This is a genomic window from Burkholderia sp. JP2-270 (assembly GCF_003233675.1).
In the GTDB taxonomy this organism is placed as follows: Bacteria; Pseudomonadota; Gammaproteobacteria; order Burkholderiales; family Burkholderiaceae; genus Burkholderia; species Burkholderia pyrrocinia_C.
The window spans coordinates 361,975-382,037 of sequence record NZ_CP029828.1 but is presented as its reverse complement, the minus strand read 5'-3'; the positions used below and the strand labels follow the sequence as shown (position 1 = coordinate 382,037).

Below are 20,063 nucleotides of genomic sequence, written 5' to 3'. Positions count from 1 at the left end.
GCCGGTTTGTGCGCTCCGAAAGCCCCAACTCGCATGCCAACGCCGAAGCATGCGGTTGTCTTGGCAACCGACAGGCACGAAATCAAACCCGAATCCGAATCCGAGGTAATCGCATGACGTTTTCCCTCACCAACGCGAGCGGCGCACCGATAACGCGACCGTCGCCAGTCTCCAGCTATCGCACCTCGAGACATGCATCATGACACCTGCTCGCGCGATGCCGTTCGTGGCGCTCGGGCTTTTCGGCCTGTACACGCTCGAATTCGGCGTGGTAGGCATCCTGCCGTCCATCATCAGCCACTTCCATGTGACCGTCTCCCGCGCGGGCCAATTGACGGGCTTCTTCGCACTGACCATCGCCCTCGCTGGACCGATACTGGTTCCATTCTCCGCGCGGCAGCCCACCAAGCGCGTTCTGCTCGGGTCGCTCACCGTTTTTACCGGATGCAGTGGCCTTTCGGCGACTGTCGACGATTTCGGCTGGGTGCTCGCGTTCCGGATCGTTGCGGCCCTGTTCCATCCGATGTTCTACGCGGCGGCGCTTACGACCGCCATCTCGCTATTTCCGCCGACGCAGACCGGGCGAGCAGTGTCGCATGCGGTCGTGGGCACGACGTTCGGCCTCGTCGTCGGCGTGCCGATGATGAGCGCCGTCGCTGCCGCGACGAACTACCGGTTAGCCCTCCTGTCGTGCGCGGGCGTCTGCGCAATCGCCGGCCTCGGTCTGCTCGTCATGCTGCCCGGGTCACCCGCGCGCAAGCCGCCCGGCTTTCGCGAGCAGCTCACGATACTGCGCAAGCCCGCGCTGTGGCTGAACATCGCCGCCGTGATCCTAATCTTTACCGCACTCTTTTCCGTGTACAGCTACGCGGCGGAGTACATGAAGCGTCAGATCGGCCTAAGCGATGCACACATCAGCGTGACGCTCATTCTCTTCGGTGCCGGAGGAGTGCTGGGTAACCTGCTGATCAGCAGGCTGCTCGATACGCATCTCGTCAAGGTAGTCGTGCTGCAGCCGTTGGCACTCTGTATCACCTACCTGCTCCTCTACGGCGTCGCCCGCGACTGGATGCCCGCCATAGCGCCGATTGCGCTGCTATGGGGCTGTATCCATGCATGCGGACTGGTGGCAAGCCAGATGTGGTTGCGCTCGGTGTCCCGCGAAGCAGGAGACTTCGCCACCAGCCTGTACCTCTCGGCCGCGAATCTCGGCGTCGTCGCCGGATCGTTCGCGGGCGGCTGCGCGATCGGGAGTTTCGGGATGGCAGGCGCCATCGGCACCGGCATCAGTTTTGCCGTGGCGGCGATGCTAGCCATCGCAGTCAAGCTCGTCTTTTACGGCGCGCACGCCAGTCATGCAGAAACCGCAGCCACGCACGGCCTGCCTGCGCCTACTCCCAATCTCAACCAACAGGAGCAATTTCGATGAGCGATTCCTACACGTTAATCGACGGGTTCACCGGTCCCGAAGACATCGTGCTAATGCCCGACCAAGCGCATCTTCTCGTCAGCGAGTTGCCCGCGGATTTCACCCATCCGACCGGCCCCGCGCTGATGCTGGTCGATCTGTCCAGCGACCTGGCCCGACCCATGACTATCCATCTGCGACCGGAGAAGGGCTGGGGTGATCCCGATTACGAACCACCGCCGCGGTTCGGCACGCACGGACTGCACGTCTCGCAGCGCGCGGATGGGCGCACGCAGCTTCTCGCCGTGAATCACGCGGGCCGCGAGTCCATCGAAATGTTCGAACTGGTCGACGGCACGGACGGCTATTCCGCCCTGTGGCGCGGCGGTGTCGCCTTCGAAGGCGGCATGCTCAACGACGTTGTCGCTACCCCCGACGGTGGGTTCATCTCCACAGTAATGCTCGATCACGCGCTGGTCGGCGAACAAGACGCGATGACGTTCATGTTCAGCGGCGCCAGAACCGGCTATCTCACGGAGTGGCATCCGCAAGCAGGCTGGCGACGCCTGCCGGGCAGCCAGGCCTCGCTCAACAACGGCATCCAGATCAGCACTGACGGACGCTTCGTCTGGTTCGCCGCATGGACCAGTCGTGAGGTGCTCGAATATGACCGAGAGGCACGGCGCATTACCCGTACCGCGCATCTGCCGTTCCACGCGGACAATCTGACCGTGGGCGTCGACGGTGCCCTGATCGTCGCCGGAATCGACGATCTCGACGACTGGCGCGCACGCACCGAGGCCACCGGGGCGCTCTGCCAGGATAAGCTGGCGTTCTCGGTCGCACGGCTCGATCCTGTGACGTTCACCATGGAACCGCTGTTCCGAGGTGGCGCCGGATTGCTTAAGGGCGGCGCATCGGTCGCCCTTGCCGTCGGGCGTGCACTGTATATCGGCAGCTACACGGGCGAACACGTGCTCAAGGTGGACATCGACGCGATTCGGAGCGTCTGAACCGAGAGTTGCGGCGGCGACCCAGCATGCCGATGGCGGCAGCTGCACCCGCCGCGGGCAGCGCGGCAATCAGCAAGGTCCGGTCCGCGCTCCATCCAAACGCCATCAGATAGCCACCCGCGGCTGGCCCCACCACCGCGCCGAGCCGGCCAATCCCCGACGCCCAACCCGCACCAGTCGCCCGTACCTCAGTCGGGTAGACCGAAACGGCGAGCGCATTAAGGCCGGACTGCCCGCCCAGCACGCAGAAGCCCGCAAGCGCTATGAGCAGCATCGCTTCGCGTGGTGACGCATAAAACAGGCTAAGCCCAGCTATCGCGAGGCCGCCGACGACGAAGTTCATTTGCAACACAGCGGCAAACCCGCGAAGGTCGATGAGCGCGCCAAGTAGCACATTGCCCGCGAGCCCGCCGAGCCACAAAGTTGTGCCCGCCAACGCTGCGCGGCCCGACGTCGTCGTCGGGTCGCTCATCAGCACAGGAATCCACGCGGCAAGGAAATATGCGCATAGCATGTTCGCGAAATTTGCTGCCCACAGGATGGGGGTAGAGCGCGCACGGCCTTCGGTGAATAGCGTCGACAACGCCTGGCGTTCACTGACCGCAGGGGCATCAGGCATGAGCGGCAGCCGCGCATCAGGAGCAACACGCGACAGCAGCCGGCGCGTCCGGGGCTGATCGGGTCGACGCAGCAGGCAGAACTGGAGAGACTCAGGCAGGCAGCACACCATCACTAGACAGAGCAACGCGGTCAATATCGCGCCAGCATGGAACACGCCGCCCCACCCGAACCGCGCGATCACAAGGCTGGCGACGGCGCCGCCCGCGACGCCACCTAGTACGTAACCCGACGACACGGCCATCATCAGCGTCGCCCGCATGCGGGCCGGACTGTATTCGCCGGCCAGTGCCATCGCGTTCGGGATGATAACGCCCATGCCGATTCCGGCAGCAAACCGCCCGCCGATCAGTTGTCCGACGGTATGCATCGACGGCGTGAACGCCATCAGGAGCGCAACCCACAAGGTCGCCGCAATCAGCGCGGGACGGCGTCCGATACGATCGGCAACCCCAGCCAGCGCGAGCGAACCGACGAGCATCCCGAGCAATCCCGCCCCGAATACAGGCCCTAGCACGGTACGATCGATATGCCACGCGCCAAGCAATGCCGGCGCCGCATACGCCATCGCCTGGACGTCGAAGCCGTCGACAACCATGCAGAAGCCGCAGATCGTCAGCGCCGCCCATTGCAGCGCCCCAACAGGACGGTCGTCAAATACGGAAACCCCCGTCTCATTCATTGACGACGCCATGTCGTCCTCCTAGGTCACTGCCGTCTTCGCGGCACGGGTGTATTGCGCCCGCCACCTCCGCCGCCCGCTTTTGTGTCGCGAGTCGATCCTGTTACCTGCCCGGCCCAGTCGTCAAATCGAACTCGCGGTCGCTTGTTGCCGGACCGCCGCCGTCCCATATTGCGCCTCATAGCGCGCAGTAAATACCGGTGCACGCAAGCGCAAATCGTCGTGCGTGATTCGCCCGGTCCGAAGCATGTAGTCGTACGCGAAACCGAGCGGGTCGAGTGCCATCTTGTCCGCCACCTGCTCGTACCAGTCAAGGCTCTTCGCCGCTGCCAACTGAAAACGTTCGGACGCGGGCCGGCGGATCGCATCGAAGTGGCCGAACACCGCGTCGAGATCAGTCGAATGCGCGCGCAGTCCATCATTCAGCGCAATCGCATCCTCCATCGCCATGCGCGTGCCGGAGCCCAGCGAGAAATGCACGGAGCGCAGCGCATCGCCAAGCAACGCACAGTTGCCGTCGTGCCAGCGTTCGTTCCTAACGGCGACCGCGTCGAACCAGACCGACTTGTTCGACTGCAGCGCATTCCCTCGGAGATTCTCCGCGAAGATACGCTCGCAGAACGTTCGGCTTTGCGCATCTTCCATCCGATCCAGCCCTGCGTTGCGCCAGGTTTCTGGATCCGTTTCGATCAGAAACGTACTCATTCCGCTGCTGTACTGATAACAGTGCGCGATGAAGACGCCGTACTGCGTTTCGCAAAAAATCAGCGAAACGGCCTGAAACAGTTGCGTCGTCCCATACCATGCGAACTTGTTGCGGCGCTGCGTGAACGACGGTCCGAACGCGTGGGCCAGCCGGTCCCGCGTGCGACTATGAATGCCATCCGCGACGACAACAAGATCCGCATCGTTTAGTTGCGCCGCATCGTCCACGCGAACGCCGAAGCGCAGATCAACGCCGACGGCCCGGCATTCTGCATGCAGGAGCCGCAGCAGTGCGATTCGCGATACACGCGAGAATGAGTTTCCGTCAATCGACACGTGCACGCCACGATGCACGATCTCCATATGATCCGAGCGCACATGCTGTGCTACGAAGCGCCGTGAGAATTCGGCATCCGTCCGATTCAGGAATCCGAGCGCGATGTCCGAGAACACCACGCCCCAGCCGTATGTAGCATTCGCGTCGTTCTGCTCGAACACGCGTACCGACCAGGATGGATGTTCTTTCCTGATCAGATAGGCGAGAAACAATCCACCGGGGCCACCGCCCACGATATCGATCTTCATTTGATGCTCCCCGACGTCGTTCGCACATTCGCCGCAATGCACGCCAGCAACCGCTCCCTGAATACCCGCGGAATCGGAATGGAACGACGCTCCGCACGGGCTACACAGATCGGGCTCGGCGTCGCGGAAAACACGCCCTCGCCATTCTCGTCGGTCGCCTCGATCTTCAGATCGAACGATCTCTCCCTTATGCAGGACACAGAGATTTTCATATCGAAACGCTCGTCAGGCCGCAAGCTTTTGTGGAACAGAAAGCTCAACGCCTTGACTGGGGTGCCAAAGCCATGCTCGTCCTTCGCGGACTCGAGCGGCGCGCCCAGCAAGTATGCGTAGAAGCGGTTGGCCAGAGAGATCACGTACTCGCTGAAGTTCACCGTGTAAACGACACCCGCCGGATCGCACTCGCCCCACTTTACGCAACGACGCACGATGAACGGTTCCTCACAGACAACCCATTCCGACGGGCCGGCGTCGAATCCTGACGTCAGATGCATGTCAAACCTCCGCTGTGGCGATCCTGCCAGCAAACCGTTCCGTCAGGAGCGCACCGCCACCGGGAATCACAGAATCGAGGCCGAGCTTGTCGAGCATGCGCCGCGTGGTGCACACGGCGGTCGACGTCACCGGAATGCCGATCGACGCCTGGATGGCCTCGATCGCCGGCAGCGATTGCATCTGCACGCACGCCGACGCCACCACGACGTCAGCATTCGCGGTGTTCAGCCGCGCGACATCCTCGATGAGTTGCATCGGATCGCGGCTGCCAACGTCGAGATTGTCTGAAATCTCGAACGACAACGCATCGATCACCTCAATGCCTTCGCTCTCGATGTATTCGACGACCAATTTCGTCAACGGCTTCATGTATGGAGCCATCAGCGAAATCTTGCGCGCCCCCATGATGTGCAAGCCCTCAATCAGCGCGCCTGCCGACGTCATGACGGTCGCGTCGCAGCTATTCGCGCGAGCGACCGCCTCCAGTTCGCTCTCGACGGTCCGGTGATACCCTGGTCCCATCGCCATGATCGCGACGAGACACGCCGTACTCATCACGTCCATGCGCGCATCCGACAACTCAGCGGCGCAACGCAGCCCTTCCTTGTTCATCGCGACGAGTTCTTCCTTCGTTACCTTGTGCATGCGCATGCGGCTCGAATGAAACGTGAAGCGCTCCGGCGCAAACAGTTCGCGGCGATGTAGGAGCGCCGGCACTTCCGTCTCCATCGTCGTGTTCGAACTTGGCACAATTTGTCCGATTCGATAGCTGATCTGGCTCATGTCACTGCTCCTGCCTTGGTGTTTGGGACAACTGCTCCGTTTCGAGAATGGCGGTGATCACGCGTCGCATCGCCGGTTTGTCGACTTTTCCGACCCGGGTGACCGGAAATTCGTCCACCACCTCGATGCGCTCCGGGCACTTGAACTTTGCGAGACCTTGCGCTCCGAGAAATTCGATCAGATCTGCGATTGTCGGTGCGGTGTGCCCCGGCCTCAAGATAAGGAATGCGCAACCTTTCTCCCCGTAGACCGGGTCCGGCATCGCGACCAGCTTCGCGTCCAGCACCGCCGGGTGATGGCTCAGAAACGCCTCAACCTCTTCCGCGCCAATCTTTTCTCCACCGCGATTGATGTTGTCGCGCAAACGACCCTCGAACGAGAAGTACGTCGCGCCATCAATCACATGTGCCCGCATCATGTCGCCAGTTCGAAAGAACCCGTTCCTCGTGAACGCCGTCGCATTGGCCTCCGGCGCCCTGAAGTAGCCGCGCAGACTTGATGGCCCACGGAAACAGAGTTCCCCGACCTGCCCTGCTTGAGCCAGCGCCTCGCTGTCAGGATCGAGCAGCACCAGTTCGTCCTGCTCGCAGCCGGAACGACCATGCGTGTGATGACGTACGTACTCGTCGACGCCAGCGCCCGAACCGATCAATAACCCCTCCGTCGTGCCGTACATGTTCGAACACGGCACCCCGAGATACGTCTGAAGGTTGTCGGCACGAGTCAGGCAGAAGAACAGCTTCAGCGACGAAAGATCGTGCTCGAGCACCTGCGGATTCGTCATGATCTGTGGTGCCACCGGGCCAATGGACACCGCATGCGTCACGCGGTACTGCTCGATCAGCCGGGCCATGCGCACGACGTCGACGGTCGACATTAATACCGTGGTCTGTCCCGCCGCGATCGTCGGCACCAGAGCGTAGAGATGCGCCGCGTTGTGCAGCAACGGCAATGACCAGATAAGCGTGGCATGTTCGCCACCGTCGACGTGCCTCGACCACGCGAGCGAATGGCCGAGGTATTCCGCATGAAAACGCGGGATGATCTTCGGCACGCCGGTCGTGCCGCCCGACAATTGAAAGCTCAGGACGTCCTCGGAGCCGATCCGGACATCGGCAAGCACCCGCCGCGCATCTTCCAACGAAAGCGACGACGCCAGCGCCGACATCGAGTGCGCACCGGCCGGCGCTTCGCCACGCACAACGACCAGATGCCTGAAAGAATCGTGCTCACGACACATCGTCTGTGCAAACGCAACGAGATCGAAGCGGCCGATATCGGCCTGCACGAAGTAGGCTTCCGGTCGCGCGAGATCGGCGAGCTTGCCAATTTCGACTTCACGATACTGCGGCAGCGAACAGACCGGCACGACACCGCTCTTGTAGCAAGCGCACAATGCGAGCGCGGTGTCAACGGTCGTGCCCATCTGGAACATCGCACGTGCGCCCGGTTTCAGCCCGAGGCGCACCAGCGCCGCTGCGAGGCGATCGCTCTCCTCGTCCAGCTCTCGGAACGTCAATGTCCGTTCGTCGCCAATGAATGCGGCCTTTTCGGGAAGGCGCCGTGCTGTCTCCGCCAGTGCCTCGCCAAACGTCCTGTCAATCCATGCACCTGCACGAAGGTAACGCTGTGCGCTCGCCGGATCGCAGTAGGCGACACCGTCAATCGGAAAATGAATGCCCGTCATGGTTGTCTCCTCCTGTCTCGTGCTACGCAGCGATAACGCGCACACGATCCTTGTCGAACGCTTCGATACGGCCACGCAACCCGCCGGTGAAGAGCCCATACCAGACCGCCGGCTTCATTCCGAGCGCCCTACGGTCAAACTCAAGCGCGCTCTGGGCTTCGATCAGGAAATAATCGGACGACGGCTGAGATACCCGGTATTCCGCGTTCTGTCGCGCTGCATCGACAACACTCGCGAATTCGGCCAGCGCCGGCACAAACATGCCCGGCGCATCACTCGCGATGCCGAATTCGTTACCAAGCAACCTACCCTTTTCCTGCCAGACTGTGTCGATCTCGCGCACGTCACCGGCAGATTGCTGTGCCGCGTGCTCGGCGTTAATTGCAGCCTGTAGCGTGCGCGCCGCATCCTGTTCGTCCAGTTTCTCCAGTGGACGCAGCTTCACCGTGATCTCAATGAAATAGCCGTTCGGATCGCGGAAGTAGATCGACTCGATCACTTCATGCTGGGTTGTCGACGACACCTGAACACCCTTCGCCTCCAGCGCCGCTTTCCAGGTCAGCAGCTCGTCCTCGCTTTCGGCAAGCCACGCTGTATGCGTTGCATCGAACACATGATCGTTCGGCGTCGGCGGCATCGGCGGGCGATCCGCCGGCTGCGGCTCACCGAGGTAATAGAAAAACGCGATTGTGCTGCCGTTGCCGCTGTCGAAAAAGAAATGCAGAAAGTCCGGGTGCGTTTCTGGCCCCCAGCCTCGGGCCGAAATGGTATGCACGAGCGGCAATCCGAGAATATCGCGATAAAACTCGACCGTTTCACGCAACTTCCAGGTCGGCCGAGCCGTATGGTCGACCCCTCGCAGCCGGAGCGGTAATGACTGGTTCATGCTGGAGCTCCTCGTTTACAAGAAATTTCGATCTTTCAGCCAGTCGGCGATCAAGCGTCCGGCAACGTAACGGCCAGCTTCCTCGCCGGGGCTAAGCGGTCGACCGTGATGATCGCCACGAACCCTGATATGGGTTTTGTCGGGAGAGCCGATCGCCGCAAAGACGTCGCGAATCGAATCCGGAAAGGTCGTCTGATCGCCGGTGTACTCCACAAGCAGCGCAGGCACCTCGACGGCCTGCGCGGTCAGTTCGAGCGCGGCATTTGACGACATCCCCGACCACGTCGACAGCCAGGCTTCAGGCGAGCACAAGCGCCCAAAGCCGACTGATCCGTAGTTCGAGGTAATCGGATTCGACGACCACAACGAGCCAGGCGAACGATCCGACGGGTCCAGATTCTGGTCGAGACAACGCAGGTCGGCGTCGGTACGCCAAACCGTCAGGATCGGCGTGTGATTCGCCTCGGCCTTTTGTCGTGATGTGGCGCGTTGCTCCTTGGTGGCCCGCCGCGCATCTTGCCGAATTGCAATCAATGCATGCGCGGTCTCGTCGAGTCGTACAACCCGATCGCGCTGCGCCTGCCGATAACGCGCGACGAACTCGGGGCTGTATCGGGTCTGACCAGGCTCGCGCGAATACCCGTTCGCTGGATTGAATGCATTCAGGCTTTCGTCAACCGAAAGCGGGTCGGACTCATCCGTCACTGCCGGATCGATGCAACCCAGCAGCAAGCGGCCTTGCCCGGGATGCGGCGCCAGGTAGATCATCCCGTCCGCCACAGGTAGCGACGCTGTTTCGAGAAGCGTCGCCCTGCCCCGGGCGTCCGGGCAATCCTGCGTTCCGCCGACCGAGTTGCTTGCTGATGATAGAGGCTATACAACCCCGAACCACCGGAATTGCCGAGCATCACGATTTGCTCAAAACCCGCTTCCCGCAAATAGCGCATGCCGGCCGCCACATCGTGCAATGCAAGCTCGTGCTCGAGACGCAGGTCGTTACCGACCGATCGGCCGGCTTGCGCCCAAACCGACGCCCCCGCGTTCAACAGCGCCGGAATCATGTAGTGGAACGCGAAGTTCTCGCGGGGATGCATCAGACAAACAACTGTCTTCGCCGAGGCGCCACGATAAAGGATGCCCGACGTTGCCGCGCCATCCTCCGTACGCAATGCCACGCTGAACTGCCTGACAGATTCCGGCAGCACTTCCGGAAACCAGTCGATCGACAACGCACGAACCTGCGTGTCGGCGATACCTTCAGTCACTTTGTTCATGGAGTCGCCCCTTGATTTGACACAAGTATATGTTTTTTGACGTTGATGTCAAATTATAGGTAAAAAAATTTCCTAGCCTGCTTTCAGTGTTTTTTCGACAATCAGTGCCAGATGATCAAGATCTTCGCGCAACAGCGCTAGTGCCTCGGAAACGTCGCCGGCGCGCTTGAGCTGACGTTTGGAGGGCCGCACGACTGACTGCACCGCCAGTCCCGCAATCTCCTCCGCAATTTCTTCCGCGCTCTTCGCACCTTCTGGCTTGTACCAGAACGCCGGCCAACTACACATGCCGATCATCGTGAACGCCGCCACCTTCGCATCGACAACGCGGAATACACCTTTCTGCACACCAACCTCGATCGCCGACGTAAAGTTATCCAGTACCGCGCGCTTCGCTTCTTCGTTTGCCCGATAGGCTCGTTCGGGCAATTGCCGCTCGGTACGGTCGATTACGCGGAATTCGTTGTGATGCTTCAGAATCAGCATGGCGTGCTGATACACGAGCGCATACAACCGCTCCTTAGGATCCCCATCCACCTCCGCTGCCACCCGGCTCGACTCGCGCCTGGCTCGCAACGTGACCTCCTCAACCAGCGCGGTCAAGATCTCGTCCTTGTTCCTGAAGTAGTAGTAGACCGCGGTACGTGTCACGCCAAGGGATTCCGCGATTTCCTGCATTGAAGCACCGCCGAATCCCTTCTCGATGAAGAGCTTGGCCGCCGCGTTCAGGATCTGTTCCTTTTGTGCGTCAGCATTGACCTTTGCCACAAGTGCACTCCTGTCGGGGACAGCGCACTGAGCCGCGCCACCCATTGTCGTGTTCGCGATTGTAGCGCCGAAACACTCGCAAACGACTGGGCAGCCAAGCCAGACGCCACCCCGATCAGACATGCAACCGACTACTTACCAGACAGAATCACCGCGAATCATCACATCGGCACCGCCATCGATAAAGATGGTCTGCCCGGTCATGTGTCCGTTTTGCTCACTGGCAAGCCACACAAGCAGCTCGGCCGCCGCACGGGGTTCATACGGACCACCCAGCGGCATCGGAGTACCGGCACTGATTCGTTTCCTGGTTTCGGGTTCGTTGAAAAGGCGTTTGAGCAGTTCTGTCTTGACGAGGCCCGGTGCGATGGCATTCAGGGGAATGTTCGACCCTGCCCATTCAGCTTTCAGCGCATTGCGGCGGATCCACCTCGACAGCGCACGCTTGGTCGTCGCGTAGACGAACGGCACCTCCTCGGCCTTTTCAAGCGCGATCGCCTCGGTGCCGTCCAGCAGTGCGTTCAACAGTTGATCGTTGTACGGATGGACTGATGTAATCGACGACACTGCGACAGCACGCGGAGCCTTGGAGTGCAGTAGAAGCGGCCTCAGCCCCTCGAGCGTCGCAATAGCGCCGTAGTAGTTGACGGCCACCGTGGGAGGCCCTCCGAGGTCCACTCCCGCGATCGCCAGCACCGCGTCAATCGCACCGCTGCTGATCGCCGTCACCTGTTCGACCAGCGCATTGCGTCCCGCCGGGGTCCCCAGGTCAGCGATCACCTCTGCGTCGCGGATATCTGCACCGATGACATAGTGGCCCAGCGACTCCAGAAGCTGCTTCGTTTCCCGCCCGATACCCGATGCGGCACCTGTAATGACGTAGGTTCTGGAACTATTCGACATCAGTTTTCTCCGGAATGGTAAGTGTGAACTGCTTGCCTGTCTGGGACGAGTGCCGGAAGACCAGCAATGCAATTCAATGCAGGATCAAACTTATTCATTCCGACTCGGCGGATCAACGGGGGCACGCTCCATACAGACCGGACAAGATGTCGGGGAGAGGTGCTGTATCGCAATATCTGGGGTGAAAGAACCACCCTCGCATCGGGTAATGCTTGCGGCAACTGCCAGGGCGTCGATGCTATTTTCGAATCGGCTCGTCAGAACCAGAAGAAGATGCCCCACTGCATCACTAGATGGCGAACGCGACCGTCGACACTGCCGGCAATCACGCCGTAGGCAGTGCCGCGGTCGACGCCCTGTGCACACATGTGGAAATGGATCCTATCCAGATCAGCGGGCTCCACCACGATCGCTTTGAACGCCGCAACGGCCACTGGGCATTCGTCGAAAGATCCTTTGATATGCACTACCACACCACTCGTGAACTGGAAGCCGGTGGCCTGTAGCCAAGCTTCACCAACATAAGCCGAGCGCTCGCAAATCATAAGGCAGCGTGCCGATTGAAACCCCATCGGCACACTGCCGGCGCATGGTCCGAACCCATACATACACATACGTCAAATATTTCACACATTTGATTGACTGTGTTTCGGACCAAGCGCATGATCAACGCCATGCCACTCGTGCTAACCGCCGCTGGACTTAGTTGTCCCGCGGCATGAGCAGAAACAGGAGACAAAAGATGACCAGCGCACAACTTGCGCCTGCCTCGCTTTGGAGCAAGAAAATATATAGTGGTGGATGGCGCGAAGCCGTACATGGCACGATCGTTGTCACGGAGAAAGCCACAGGAGAGCCGCTCGGACAGATCGGAATTGCCTCAGCCGATGACGTCGCGGCAGCGGCCGAATCAGCTGAAATTGCTCAACGCGAATGGGCAACACTACCCGGCCCACATCGCGGCGACATCCTCCGAAAAGTGTCGCGATTGATCCTGAAGCACAGCGAAGAAATTTCGCTGCAAATCGTGCGGGAAACAGGCTCAATTCAACCTAAGGGGCAGTGGGAGGTTCACATGACCTCCCGGGAAATCCTCGAAGCTGCCGCGCTAGGCAGTCAGCCTCAGGGGATCGTGGCGGCAAGCGCCGTGACCGGACGTCACATCATCGCACGCCGGATTCCGGTCGGTCTAGTCGGCGTCATCACTCCCTGGAACTCACCATTTCTTCTAGCCGCAAGAGCCGTCGCGCCTGCGCTAGCCATGGGCAACGCAGTGATTCTAAAGCCCGACCCGCAAACACCGATTTGCGGCGGTGCCATGTTCGCCCAATTATTCGAAGAGGCTGGCCTACCCAGGAATCTTTTGCATGTAATGCCTGGCGGCGCTGAAACAGGTGAAGCGTTGGTCAGACACCCTCTCGTTCATATGATTAGCTTCACTGGCTCCACTCGCGTCGGACGCGAAATAGGTTCAATAGCCGGTGGTCTACTGAAACGTGTCTCGCTCGAACTGGGCGGCAACAATCCGTACATCGTGCTCGATGATGCCGACATCGAGGCAGCCGCCAGTGCCGGCGCCTGGGGATCGTTCTTTCATCAGGGGCAAATTTGCCTGACCGCAGGCCGGCATCTGGTGCATGAGCGAATCGCAGAGGCTTACACTTCGGCGCTCGTACGACGCGCGCAAGCATTGCGTGTCGGCGACCCATTCAAAGACAACGTGAGCCTTGGACCCATCGTTAATGAACGTCAGGCAGCAAACGCGCAGCGCATCGTCGCCGATTCGCAGTCTCAAGGGGCGAATATCTGCGCGGGCGGATCGCGCGACGGTCTTTTTTTGGTTCATCGCAGGAAACCGTGGAGCCTTGGAGAGCGATTGCGTAACCTGACGCCTGACTTTATGGAGGTCAGGAGGAAGAATTGCTCGATCGCAAGGCACTTCAGGCACTGGGTTGCTGGACAGGCTATCGGCTGGAGCGGGTGGAGTGGCCGGAGGGCGATAGCCGCACGCTGTCGCTGTACTTGAAGCCGGTCAGCAAGGTCATGTACTGCGAGCAATGCGGAGCGCGTTGCCAGCAGACTCATGAAACGACGGTGCGGCGCGTGCGCGATCTGCCGCTGTTCGAGTACCGGGTGGTGTTGCATGTCCCCCGTCGCCGGGTCTGGTGCGAACGCTGCGGCGGGCCGAGGCTGGAGAAGCTGGACTGGCTGGGCCGCTACCAGCGGGTGACCGAGCGATTCGCCAAGGCCTGCGAGAAGCTGCTGCAAGCGGCCAGCGTGCAGGCGGTAGCGGCCTTCTACGACCTGGGCTGGCATACGGTCAAATCGATCGACAAGATGCGCTTACGCGCACGCGTGGCCGAGCCGGACTGGTCAACGATCCGCTATCTGGCGATGGACGAGTTCGCGCTCCATAAAGGCCATCGCTACGCCACGGTGGTGGTCGATCCGATCGGCCGGCAGGTGCTCTGGATCGGACAGGGGCGCTCTCGCGAGACGGCCAGGGCCTTCTTCGAACAACTTCCCGCAGGCGTCGCCGAGCGCATCGAAGCGGTCGCGATTGACATGACCACGGCCTACGAGCTGGAGATCAAGGCGCAGTGTCCGCAAGCCGAGGTGGTCTACGACCTGTTCCACGTCGTCGCCAAGTACGGGCGCGAGGTGATCGATCGGGTACGGGTGGATCAGGCCAATCAGCTACGCCATGACCGGCCGGCCCGGAAAGTTCTGAAGTCCAGTCGATGGCTGCTGCTGCGCAACCGCCGCAACCTGAAGCAGGAACAGGCCGTGCATCTGAAGGAACTGCTGGCCGCCAATCAGCCGTTGTTGTGCGTCTACCTGCTACGCGACGAACTCAAACGGCTCTGGTTCTACCAGAAGCCAGCTTGGGCGCAGAAAGCCTGGGAGCAATGGATCGAGCAAGCCCGGCAAAGCGGGATTGCCGCGCTGCAACTGTTTGCTCAGCGTCTGCAGGGTTATTGGCACGGCATCCTCGCCCGCTGCCGCCATCCGCTCAATACCAGCGTCGTCGAAGGCATCAACAACACCATCAAGGTCATCAAACGCAGGGCTTACGGGTACCGCGACGAGGAATACTTCTTCCTCAAGATCCGCGCCGCGTTCCCCGGTAATCCTCGATGAACCCTTTTTTTTGAACCGACCGTCATGACTGGCGTCACGCCGGGCATGCCCGCATTCGATGAAGAGATATTTGGACCAGTCGCTCCTATCACCACGTTCCGAGACGACGACGAAGCGGTCCGCCTAGCCAATCAAACGAGTTTCGGACTTGTCGCTGCAATCGCATCAGCAGATCTTGCTCGCGCGCAACGCGTCGCCGACCGACTACGTACCGGAATCATCCACATCAACGATCAAACCGTACTGCACGAAGTGTACGGACCGATCGGCGGTATCGGAGCATCAGGGAACGGCTACAACCATAGCACGCTGACCAATGCTGACCAGTTTACCGAATGGCAATGGATTACGACCCGTTCACATATTCCGTCCTACCCGTTCTGAGGTGTATCACTAGATGATGTCGTGACGTTTGAAGAATTAGTACAAAACACGGAGGAAGACATGGCTTATCAACTTTTTAGCCCGGAGATATGCCGGGAAGTCGACGTCCAGTTCGACATGAGTGCCGATATCGTCGTCGTCGGTTCGGGTGCGGGAGCATTCTCTGCGGCAATAAGTGCAAGAAAAAATGGTGCATCTGTCATTCAGCTCGAGAAAGCACCGGATATTGGTGGCACCACCAAGAAAGCCGCCGCCGCATATTGGGTACCCAATAATCACTTTATGCGCCGCGACGGCCGCGCCGACCCCAAATCAGACGCCATGCTACATATGGCACGCCTGACACGTCCGGCAAGCTACGACCCGAACAAGCCGTATCTGGGACTCAGCGCATGGGAGTACTCGATGATCGAGACGTTCTTCGATCACGCAGGCGATGCGATCGAACAACTCACTTCGTGGGGCGCCCTTGAACCCGTGCCGTGGGATATCCAGCCGGACTACTACGCTGAGATGCCGGAAAACAAGGCACCGTTTGGACGCATCATCTACCCGCACCTGTATGGAGGAGCACCTGGAGAAGTTGGCGACGGCGCGGACATGATCACGGTTTTCGCCGCTGCGGCCAAGAAGCTCGGGATCGAGCTTCACACTGGTCACGCCGTCACCCGAGCGATCGTCAACGAGAGCGACGAAGTTGTCGGTGTCATCGCGCAAACAGAAACGAAAGAAATCACCGTTCGCGCTCATCGCGCCGTGATCTTTGCGAGCGGCGGCTTTACCCACAACGTCGAATTACGCACAAACTCGCTGCCAGGTCCTGTATTTGGAGGTTGTGCAGTGAAGACGAACACCGGCGATTTTATCCCGATTGCACAAGCGCTGGGAGCAGATCTCGTTAACATGAATGGCTCGTGGCTTGCTCCAATGGTGCTTGATCGTGCCATCGAGAATCGGCCTGATGCGACGTGTTCCTTCAGCATTCCCGGCGACAGCATGATCTTCGTCAACCGGTTCGGGCACCGGGTCGTCAACGAGAAATCACCGTACCAGGATCTCGTCACCGCATTCTGGACTTGGGAGTCGCAACGTGCCGAATATCCGAACCTCATTCTGGTGATGCTGTGGGACGCTGCGACGAAGCATCATCACTCCGGCACCAAGTACGGCAATCCGATCGTACCCGATGGTGGCGACCAGTCGCATATCGTTAGCGGTAACACGCTCGAAGAGCTTACCGAATCGCTACGCAAACGTCTGTCTGGTTATGCCGCGTACACCGGTGGATGGAATCTGGATGACCACTTCACCGAGACACTGAGCAACAGTATCACGCGCTTTAATCGCTTCGCCGAGGCAGGTACCGATGAGGACTATCATCGCGGCGAGACGGCCATCGAGCGTTACTTCAACATGGGCGGTCGTCCGGGTAACGATCAAAACGAAACCATGTGGCCTATCGCAGGCCAGGGCCCCTATTTCGCCACGTTGCTTTGCCCAGCGACGCTTGACACCAAAGGGGGCCCCAGAACCAATCCTCGCGGTCAGGTGCTGGCGCGCAACAGTGCCGTCATTCCAGGACTTTATGCCGTTGGCAACTGCGCCGGCGCAATGTCGGCCGGCAGTTACTGGGCTGGCGGCGCGACCCTTGGCCCAATCATCACGATGGGCTATCTCGCGGGTTGCGACGCGGCAGCACAACCATCACGCGCCATCAGACAGGCCGCTACCGCCTGATTTTCTTTCCATGGCTCTCGCCGCACATGGAGCCGCTTTTCCTTTCTTGCATTGCCTATTTTTAAAGGATTGCTAATGAATACAACTCGGAAAGTAGCTGTTGTGACAGGCGCTGCACAGGGATTCGGCCAGGCGATCAGTATCGGTTTGGCGAATCAAGGGATCGACATCGTCGCGGTCGATATGGCAGCCTCGGATGAGACAATCCGCGCCGTGGAAGATGTGGGAGTTCGCGCCGTCGGTCTGATCGCCGACGTATCGGATCCCGATACGACCAACCGATTGAATTCCCTACTTACGGAAGATTTCGGGCGGTGCGACATCCTCGTGAACAACGCCGGCATCTACCCGAATGTCCCGATCATGCAGGTCGACTACGCACTCTGGCAACGCGTACAACGCATCAATCTCGACTCCCAGTTCCTGATGGTCAAAGCGGTGCTGCCATTGATGTTGGATCGTCGCTGGGGCCGGATTGTCAACATCACATCCAATTCGGTCGCGCTCGTCGTGCCCGGGCTGTCGCATTACATGGCCAGCAAAGCGGGAGTGATCGGCTTCACCCGTGGACTGGCAACTGACGTCGCGGAATACGGCATTACGGTTAACGCAGTGGGCCCGACCGCATCACTGACAAAAGGCGGCAAGGCGCATATCAAGCCTGAACATATCGAAGAGTTGGCGCGAGCCCAGGCGATCAAGCGCCCCGGCACCTCGGAAGACATCGTCGGCACCGTGCTATTTCTTGCCGGGGAGGACAGCGCGTTTGTTACCGGTCAAACGATCATGGCCGACGGCGGTCTCGTGCGGCTCTGATTGCGTCGACGCTTTTCAGGAAAAGGAAGCAAATTCATGAGAGTACGTGGAAAGGTCGCTATCGTGACTGGAGGCAGCCGTGGGATCGGGCGCGCGATTGCCGACACCCTCGCGGCTGAAGGCGCAGATGTACGCATCCTTGACCGTGATGAACCCGCTAGCGCACTTCATGAGCACCAGCAGCTGAAGCTAGGAGACGTATCGGATGCTTTGTTCTGGGAGCAGACAGTCGCGGACACGATCGCCTCGCGCGGGCGTGTCGACATTCTCGTCAACAACGCGGGCATTATCGATCACGCCGTCGTGCATGAAATTGAGCTCGCAAACTGGGAGCGTTCAATCGCGGTCAACCAGACTGCAGTAATGCTCAGTATGCGTGCGGTCATTCCATCAATGCTGTCACGTCGGGCAGGTTCGATCGTGAACATCTCTTCGATATGGGGTAGCGTAGCTGCCGGAGGCGCCGCCAGCTATCACGCGACCAAAGCAGCTGTTCGTAACCTGACAAAAAACGCCGCGGTAACTTACGCTAAACAAGGGATCCGCGTGAACTCCATTCATCCTGGCCTGATCCGCACACCTATCGTCGATCTCCAGGAAGAAGAAAAAACTGCATGGGTCATCGCGCAAACCCCTATGGGACGCATGGGCCGTCCCACGGACATCGCAAACGGCGTTCTATATCTTGTCAGCGATGAAGCCGCGTTCGTCACCGGCGCTGAGCTGTACATAGATGGCGGGTATACCGCACAGTGACAATCAATTTCGTTCATTAAACGACGGTCGAATGAATTCTTCGCACCGGACCAGCCTCTCCGTGTGCCCAATGCTACTTCAAACACAACCTTGGAGAATGCAATGAGTAACGATGATCTGATCAAACGTCTGGACATCCTCGAAAGCCGCAACGCAATCGAACGACTGATTTACACCTATGCACAGGCCTACGACCGACACGACATCAAGATGCTTGAAAGTATCTGGCACGAAGGAGCCGTTCTAGCTCTGGGTGATGACATCGGAAATTTTAGTGGCGTGCAGGCTATCCTTGATGCTGCTCATCAGCTGTGGGCGAAGACGCCGGCCATGCATCATTGGATGGCGAATGCGCTGATCGATGTCGAAGGCGATACGGCTACTGCGGCTACTGCGGCTACTGCACTCGACTGCTTTGTCACCGACACTCACACCGGGCCCACGCAGGTAGGTGGACTGTACCGGGACCGATTCGAACACCGCAATGGAAAATGGGGCTTTGTTGAGCGGCGGTTCGAACTGCATTACTGGACCCCGATCGCGAACTGGAAACCCGAAGCCGGTGTGGAAGCATTGTCGAAGGCTGCGTAATTTTCGAGGGAATGAGCGAGTGGCCATTGGGTCCTCGCTCATATCGCAGTTCACCATACAGTATTTCAAATCTGGAGACACATATGAACCGTTTTTCCGGAAAGACCATTGTGATCACTGGCGCCGCGCGTGGCCAGGGCGCAGCCGAAGCAGCACGTTTTCACGGCGAAGGCGCCAACGTCATGATCAGTGATTTGGCTAATAGTGGCGGAAAGGCGATCGCAGACCAGCTGGGCGAACGAGCCGTGTACGTCGATCACGACGTAACGAGCGAAGACTCCTGGCACGATCTGTTTGCCACTGCACAGCGGATTTTCGGTCAGTGCCATGCTTTGGTTAACAACGCCGGCATCTATAGGCCCGCCCCCATCGAGGCCACGACGCCAGAACTGCTGGAGCAGATATTCCGCGTCAACCAGCTCGGAACGTTGCTCGGAATGAAACACGCACTGGGACCTCTCAAATCAGCCGGTGGCGGTTCCATCGTCAACATTTCATCGATCGTCGGGATGAAGGGGGCACCGAACACAGCTGCGTACGGCGGCACGAAATGGGCGGTACGGGGAATGACCAAGGTCGCGGCCCTAGAAATGGCACCTCATGGCATTCGGGTCAACTCAGTTCATCCGGGTTTTATTGCGACCGCGATGCTGAACGCAAATAGCGACGAGATGAACCAACATGGTGCCGAAGTTACGCCGCTCAAGCGCCATGGAACGGTTGATGAAGTAGCTGCACTAGTCGCGTTTCTTGCAAGTGACGAAAGTACCTTTATTACAGGTGCTGAGATTGCAATCGACGGCGGCCTATCTTTGTAATCCGACTATCCTC

Annotated in this window: 21 protein-coding genes; 10 read left to right on the top strand and 11 right to left on the bottom strand. The window is 59.6% G+C overall.

Features of this window, described 5'->3' with window-relative positions; genetic code table 11:
- Nucleotides 1–199: 199 nt before the first annotated feature.
- A complete protein-coding gene (locus tag DM992_RS41200) occupies nucleotides 200–1,429 on the top strand; it encodes an MFS transporter (protein WP_111021920.1) in 1,230 nt (409 codons plus the stop codon).
- On the top strand, nucleotides 1,426–2,421 hold the full coding sequence (locus DM992_RS41195; protein WP_111021918.1) for an SMP-30/gluconolactonase/LRE family protein: 996 nt from the start codon (nucleotides 1,426–1,428) through the stop codon (nucleotides 2,419–2,421). The genes DM992_RS41200 and DM992_RS41195 overlap by 4 nt, the downstream gene beginning before the upstream one ends.
- Here the strand turns inward: DM992_RS41195 and DM992_RS41190 are convergent.
- The 11 genes from DM992_RS41190 to DM992_RS41145 form a co-directional block, all read right to left on the bottom strand.
- Nucleotides 2,387–3,733, bottom strand: a complete 1,347-nt coding sequence (locus DM992_RS41190) for an MFS transporter (protein WP_111021916.1) — start codon at nucleotides 3,731–3,733, stop codon at nucleotides 2,387–2,389. The two genes, DM992_RS41195 and DM992_RS41190, sit on opposite strands and share 35 nt — an antisense overlap.
- 111 nt (nucleotides 3,734–3,844) lie before the next feature.
- Entirely contained in the window at nucleotides 3,845–5,011 is a 1,167-nt protein-coding gene (locus DM992_RS41185; protein ID WP_111021914.1) for an FAD-dependent monooxygenase, read from the bottom strand.
- Nucleotides 5,008–5,505 (bottom strand): acyl-CoA thioesterase, encoded by a 498-nt coding sequence (locus tag DM992_RS41180; protein ID WP_111021912.1) that lies wholly within the window; start codon nucleotides 5,503–5,505, stop codon nucleotides 5,008–5,010. Before DM992_RS41180 ends, DM992_RS41185 begins: the two co-directional genes overlap by 4 nt.
- Nucleotide 5,506: 1 nt before the next feature.
- A complete protein-coding gene (locus tag DM992_RS41175) occupies nucleotides 5,507–6,289 on the bottom strand; it encodes an Asp/Glu racemase (RefSeq protein ID WP_111021911.1) in 783 nt (260 codons plus the stop codon).
- A gap of 1 nt (nucleotide 6,290) precedes the next feature.
- Nucleotides 6,291–7,976, bottom strand: coding sequence for an AMP-binding protein (locus DM992_RS41170; RefSeq protein ID WP_111021910.1), 1,686 nt, complete (start codon nucleotides 7,974–7,976; stop codon nucleotides 6,291–6,293).
- Between the two features lie 22 nt (nucleotides 7,977–7,998).
- Nucleotides 7,999–8,862: a VOC family protein gene (locus DM992_RS41165; RefSeq protein WP_111021909.1), complete on the bottom strand. Its 864-nt coding sequence runs from the start codon at nucleotides 8,860–8,862 to the stop codon at nucleotides 7,999–8,001.
- Between the two features lie 15 nt (nucleotides 8,863–8,877).
- Entirely contained in the window at nucleotides 8,878–9,630 is a 753-nt protein-coding gene (locus DM992_RS43645) for a hypothetical protein (protein WP_343212497.1), read from the bottom strand.
- Nucleotides 9,627–10,136: a hypothetical protein gene (locus DM992_RS43640; protein WP_343212496.1), complete on the bottom strand. Its 510-nt coding sequence runs from the start codon at nucleotides 10,134–10,136 to the stop codon at nucleotides 9,627–9,629. Before DM992_RS43640 ends, DM992_RS43645 begins: the two co-directional genes overlap by 4 nt.
- Before the next feature lie 72 nt (nucleotides 10,137–10,208).
- The gene (locus DM992_RS41155) at nucleotides 10,209–10,904 is read right to left on the bottom strand and encodes a TetR/AcrR family transcriptional regulator (protein ID WP_239511567.1); all 696 of its coding nucleotides are present in this window, start codon (nucleotides 10,902–10,904) and stop codon (nucleotides 10,209–10,211) included.
- A gap of 135 nt (nucleotides 10,905–11,039) precedes the next feature.
- Entirely contained in the window at nucleotides 11,040–11,807 is a 768-nt protein-coding gene (locus DM992_RS41150; protein ID WP_111021907.1) for an SDR family oxidoreductase, read from the bottom strand.
- A 257-nt stretch (nucleotides 11,808–12,064) separates the two neighbouring features.
- On the bottom strand, nucleotides 12,065–12,379 hold the full coding sequence (locus DM992_RS41145; RefSeq protein WP_162631892.1) for a hypothetical protein: 315 nt from the start codon (nucleotides 12,377–12,379) through the stop codon (nucleotides 12,065–12,067).
- Between the two features lie 170 nt (nucleotides 12,380–12,549).
- Here DM992_RS41145 and DM992_RS41140 point away from each other — a divergent pair, with 170 nt between their 5' ends.
- The 8 genes from DM992_RS41140 (at nucleotide 12,550) to DM992_RS41105 (ending at nucleotide 20,050) form a co-directional block, all read left to right on the top strand.
- Nucleotides 12,550–13,833, top strand: coding sequence for an aldehyde dehydrogenase family protein (locus tag DM992_RS41140; protein WP_111021905.1), 1,284 nt, complete (start codon nucleotides 12,550–12,552; stop codon nucleotides 13,831–13,833).
- The gene (locus DM992_RS41135; protein ID WP_111015365.1) at nucleotides 13,728–14,948 is read left to right on the top strand and encodes an ISL3 family transposase; all 1,221 of its coding nucleotides are present in this window, start codon (nucleotides 13,728–13,730) and stop codon (nucleotides 14,946–14,948) included. The genes DM992_RS41140 and DM992_RS41135 overlap by 106 nt, the downstream gene beginning before the upstream one ends.
- 24 nt (nucleotides 14,949–14,972) lie before the next feature.
- On the top strand, nucleotides 14,973–15,332 hold the full coding sequence (locus DM992_RS41130) for an aldehyde dehydrogenase family protein (protein WP_239511566.1): 360 nt from the start codon (nucleotides 14,973–14,975) through the stop codon (nucleotides 15,330–15,332).
- 60 nt (nucleotides 15,333–15,392) lie between these two features.
- Nucleotides 15,393–17,069 (top strand): FAD-dependent oxidoreductase, encoded by a 1,677-nt coding sequence (locus tag DM992_RS41125; protein ID WP_111021904.1) that lies wholly within the window; start codon nucleotides 15,393–15,395, stop codon nucleotides 17,067–17,069.
- Between the two features lie 75 nt (nucleotides 17,070–17,144).
- Nucleotides 17,145–17,885, top strand: coding sequence for an SDR family oxidoreductase (locus DM992_RS41120; RefSeq protein WP_111021903.1), 741 nt, complete (start codon nucleotides 17,145–17,147; stop codon nucleotides 17,883–17,885).
- A gap of 36 nt (nucleotides 17,886–17,921) precedes the next feature.
- Nucleotides 17,922–18,641: an SDR family NAD(P)-dependent oxidoreductase gene (locus DM992_RS41115; RefSeq protein ID WP_111021902.1), complete on the top strand. Its 720-nt coding sequence runs from the start codon at nucleotides 17,922–17,924 to the stop codon at nucleotides 18,639–18,641.
- A 102-nt stretch (nucleotides 18,642–18,743) separates the two neighbouring features.
- A complete protein-coding gene (locus DM992_RS41110) occupies nucleotides 18,744–19,232 on the top strand; it encodes a nuclear transport factor 2 family protein (RefSeq protein WP_111021901.1) in 489 nt (162 codons plus the stop codon).
- An 83-nt stretch (nucleotides 19,233–19,315) separates the two neighbouring features.
- Nucleotides 19,316–20,050, top strand: a complete 735-nt coding sequence (locus DM992_RS41105; RefSeq protein ID WP_111021900.1) for a glucose 1-dehydrogenase — start codon at nucleotides 19,316–19,318, stop codon at nucleotides 20,048–20,050.
- The last annotated feature ends 13 nt before the right edge of the window (nucleotides 20,051–20,063 follow it).

Coding starts and splice junctions, on each gene's coding strand:
- DM992_RS41150 (WP_111021907.1), bottom strand. CDS start 11,807: ATGTCGAATAGTTCCAGAACCTACGTCATTACAGGTGCCGCATCGGGT.
- DM992_RS41165 (WP_111021909.1), bottom strand. CDS start 8,862: ATGAACCAGTCATTACCGCTCCGGCTGCGAGGGGTCGACCATACGGCT.
- DM992_RS41195 (WP_111021918.1), top strand. CDS start 1,426: ATGAGCGATTCCTACACGTTAATCGACGGGTTCACCGGTCCCGAAGAC.
- DM992_RS41130 (WP_239511566.1), top strand. CDS start 14,973: ATGACTGGCGTCACGCCGGGCATGCCCGCATTCGATGAAGAGATATTT.
- DM992_RS41200 (WP_111021920.1), top strand. CDS start 200: ATGACACCTGCTCGCGCGATGCCGTTCGTGGCGCTCGGGCTTTTCGGC.
- DM992_RS41145 (WP_162631892.1), bottom strand. CDS start 12,379: ATGGGGTTTCAATCGGCACGCTGCCTTATGATTTGCGAGCGCTCGGCT.
- DM992_RS41120 (WP_111021903.1), top strand. CDS start 17,145: ATGAATACAACTCGGAAAGTAGCTGTTGTGACAGGCGCTGCACAGGGA.
- DM992_RS41105 (WP_111021900.1), top strand. CDS start 19,316: ATGAACCGTTTTTCCGGAAAGACCATTGTGATCACTGGCGCCGCGCGT.
- DM992_RS43645 (WP_343212497.1), bottom strand. CDS start 9,630: ATGATCTACCTGGCGCCGCATCCCGGGCAAGGCCGCTTGCTGCTGGGT.
- DM992_RS41190 (WP_111021916.1), bottom strand. CDS start 3,733: ATGGCGTCGTCAATGAATGAGACGGGGGTTTCCGTATTTGACGACCGT.
- DM992_RS41185 (WP_111021914.1), bottom strand. CDS start 5,011: ATGAAGATCGATATCGTGGGCGGTGGCCCCGGTGGATTGTTTCTCGCC.
- DM992_RS41170 (WP_111021910.1), bottom strand. CDS start 7,976: ATGACGGGCATTCATTTTCCGATTGACGGTGTCGCCTACTGCGATCCG.
- DM992_RS41115 (WP_111021902.1), top strand. CDS start 17,922: ATGAGAGTACGTGGAAAGGTCGCTATCGTGACTGGAGGCAGCCGTGGG.
- DM992_RS41125 (WP_111021904.1), top strand. CDS start 15,393: ATGGCTTATCAACTTTTTAGCCCGGAGATATGCCGGGAAGTCGACGTC.
- DM992_RS41180 (WP_111021912.1), bottom strand. CDS start 5,505: ATGCATCTGACGTCAGGATTCGACGCCGGCCCGTCGGAATGGGTTGTC.
- DM992_RS41110 (WP_111021901.1), top strand. CDS start 18,744: ATGAGTAACGATGATCTGATCAAACGTCTGGACATCCTCGAAAGCCGC.
- DM992_RS43640 (WP_343212496.1), bottom strand. CDS start 10,136: ATGAACAAAGTGACTGAAGGTATCGCCGACACGCAGGTTCGTGCGTTG.
- DM992_RS41140 (WP_111021905.1), top strand. CDS start 12,550: ATGACCAGCGCACAACTTGCGCCTGCCTCGCTTTGGAGCAAGAAAATA.
- DM992_RS41175 (WP_111021911.1), bottom strand. CDS start 6,289: ATGAGCCAGATCAGCTATCGAATCGGACAAATTGTGCCAAGTTCGAAC.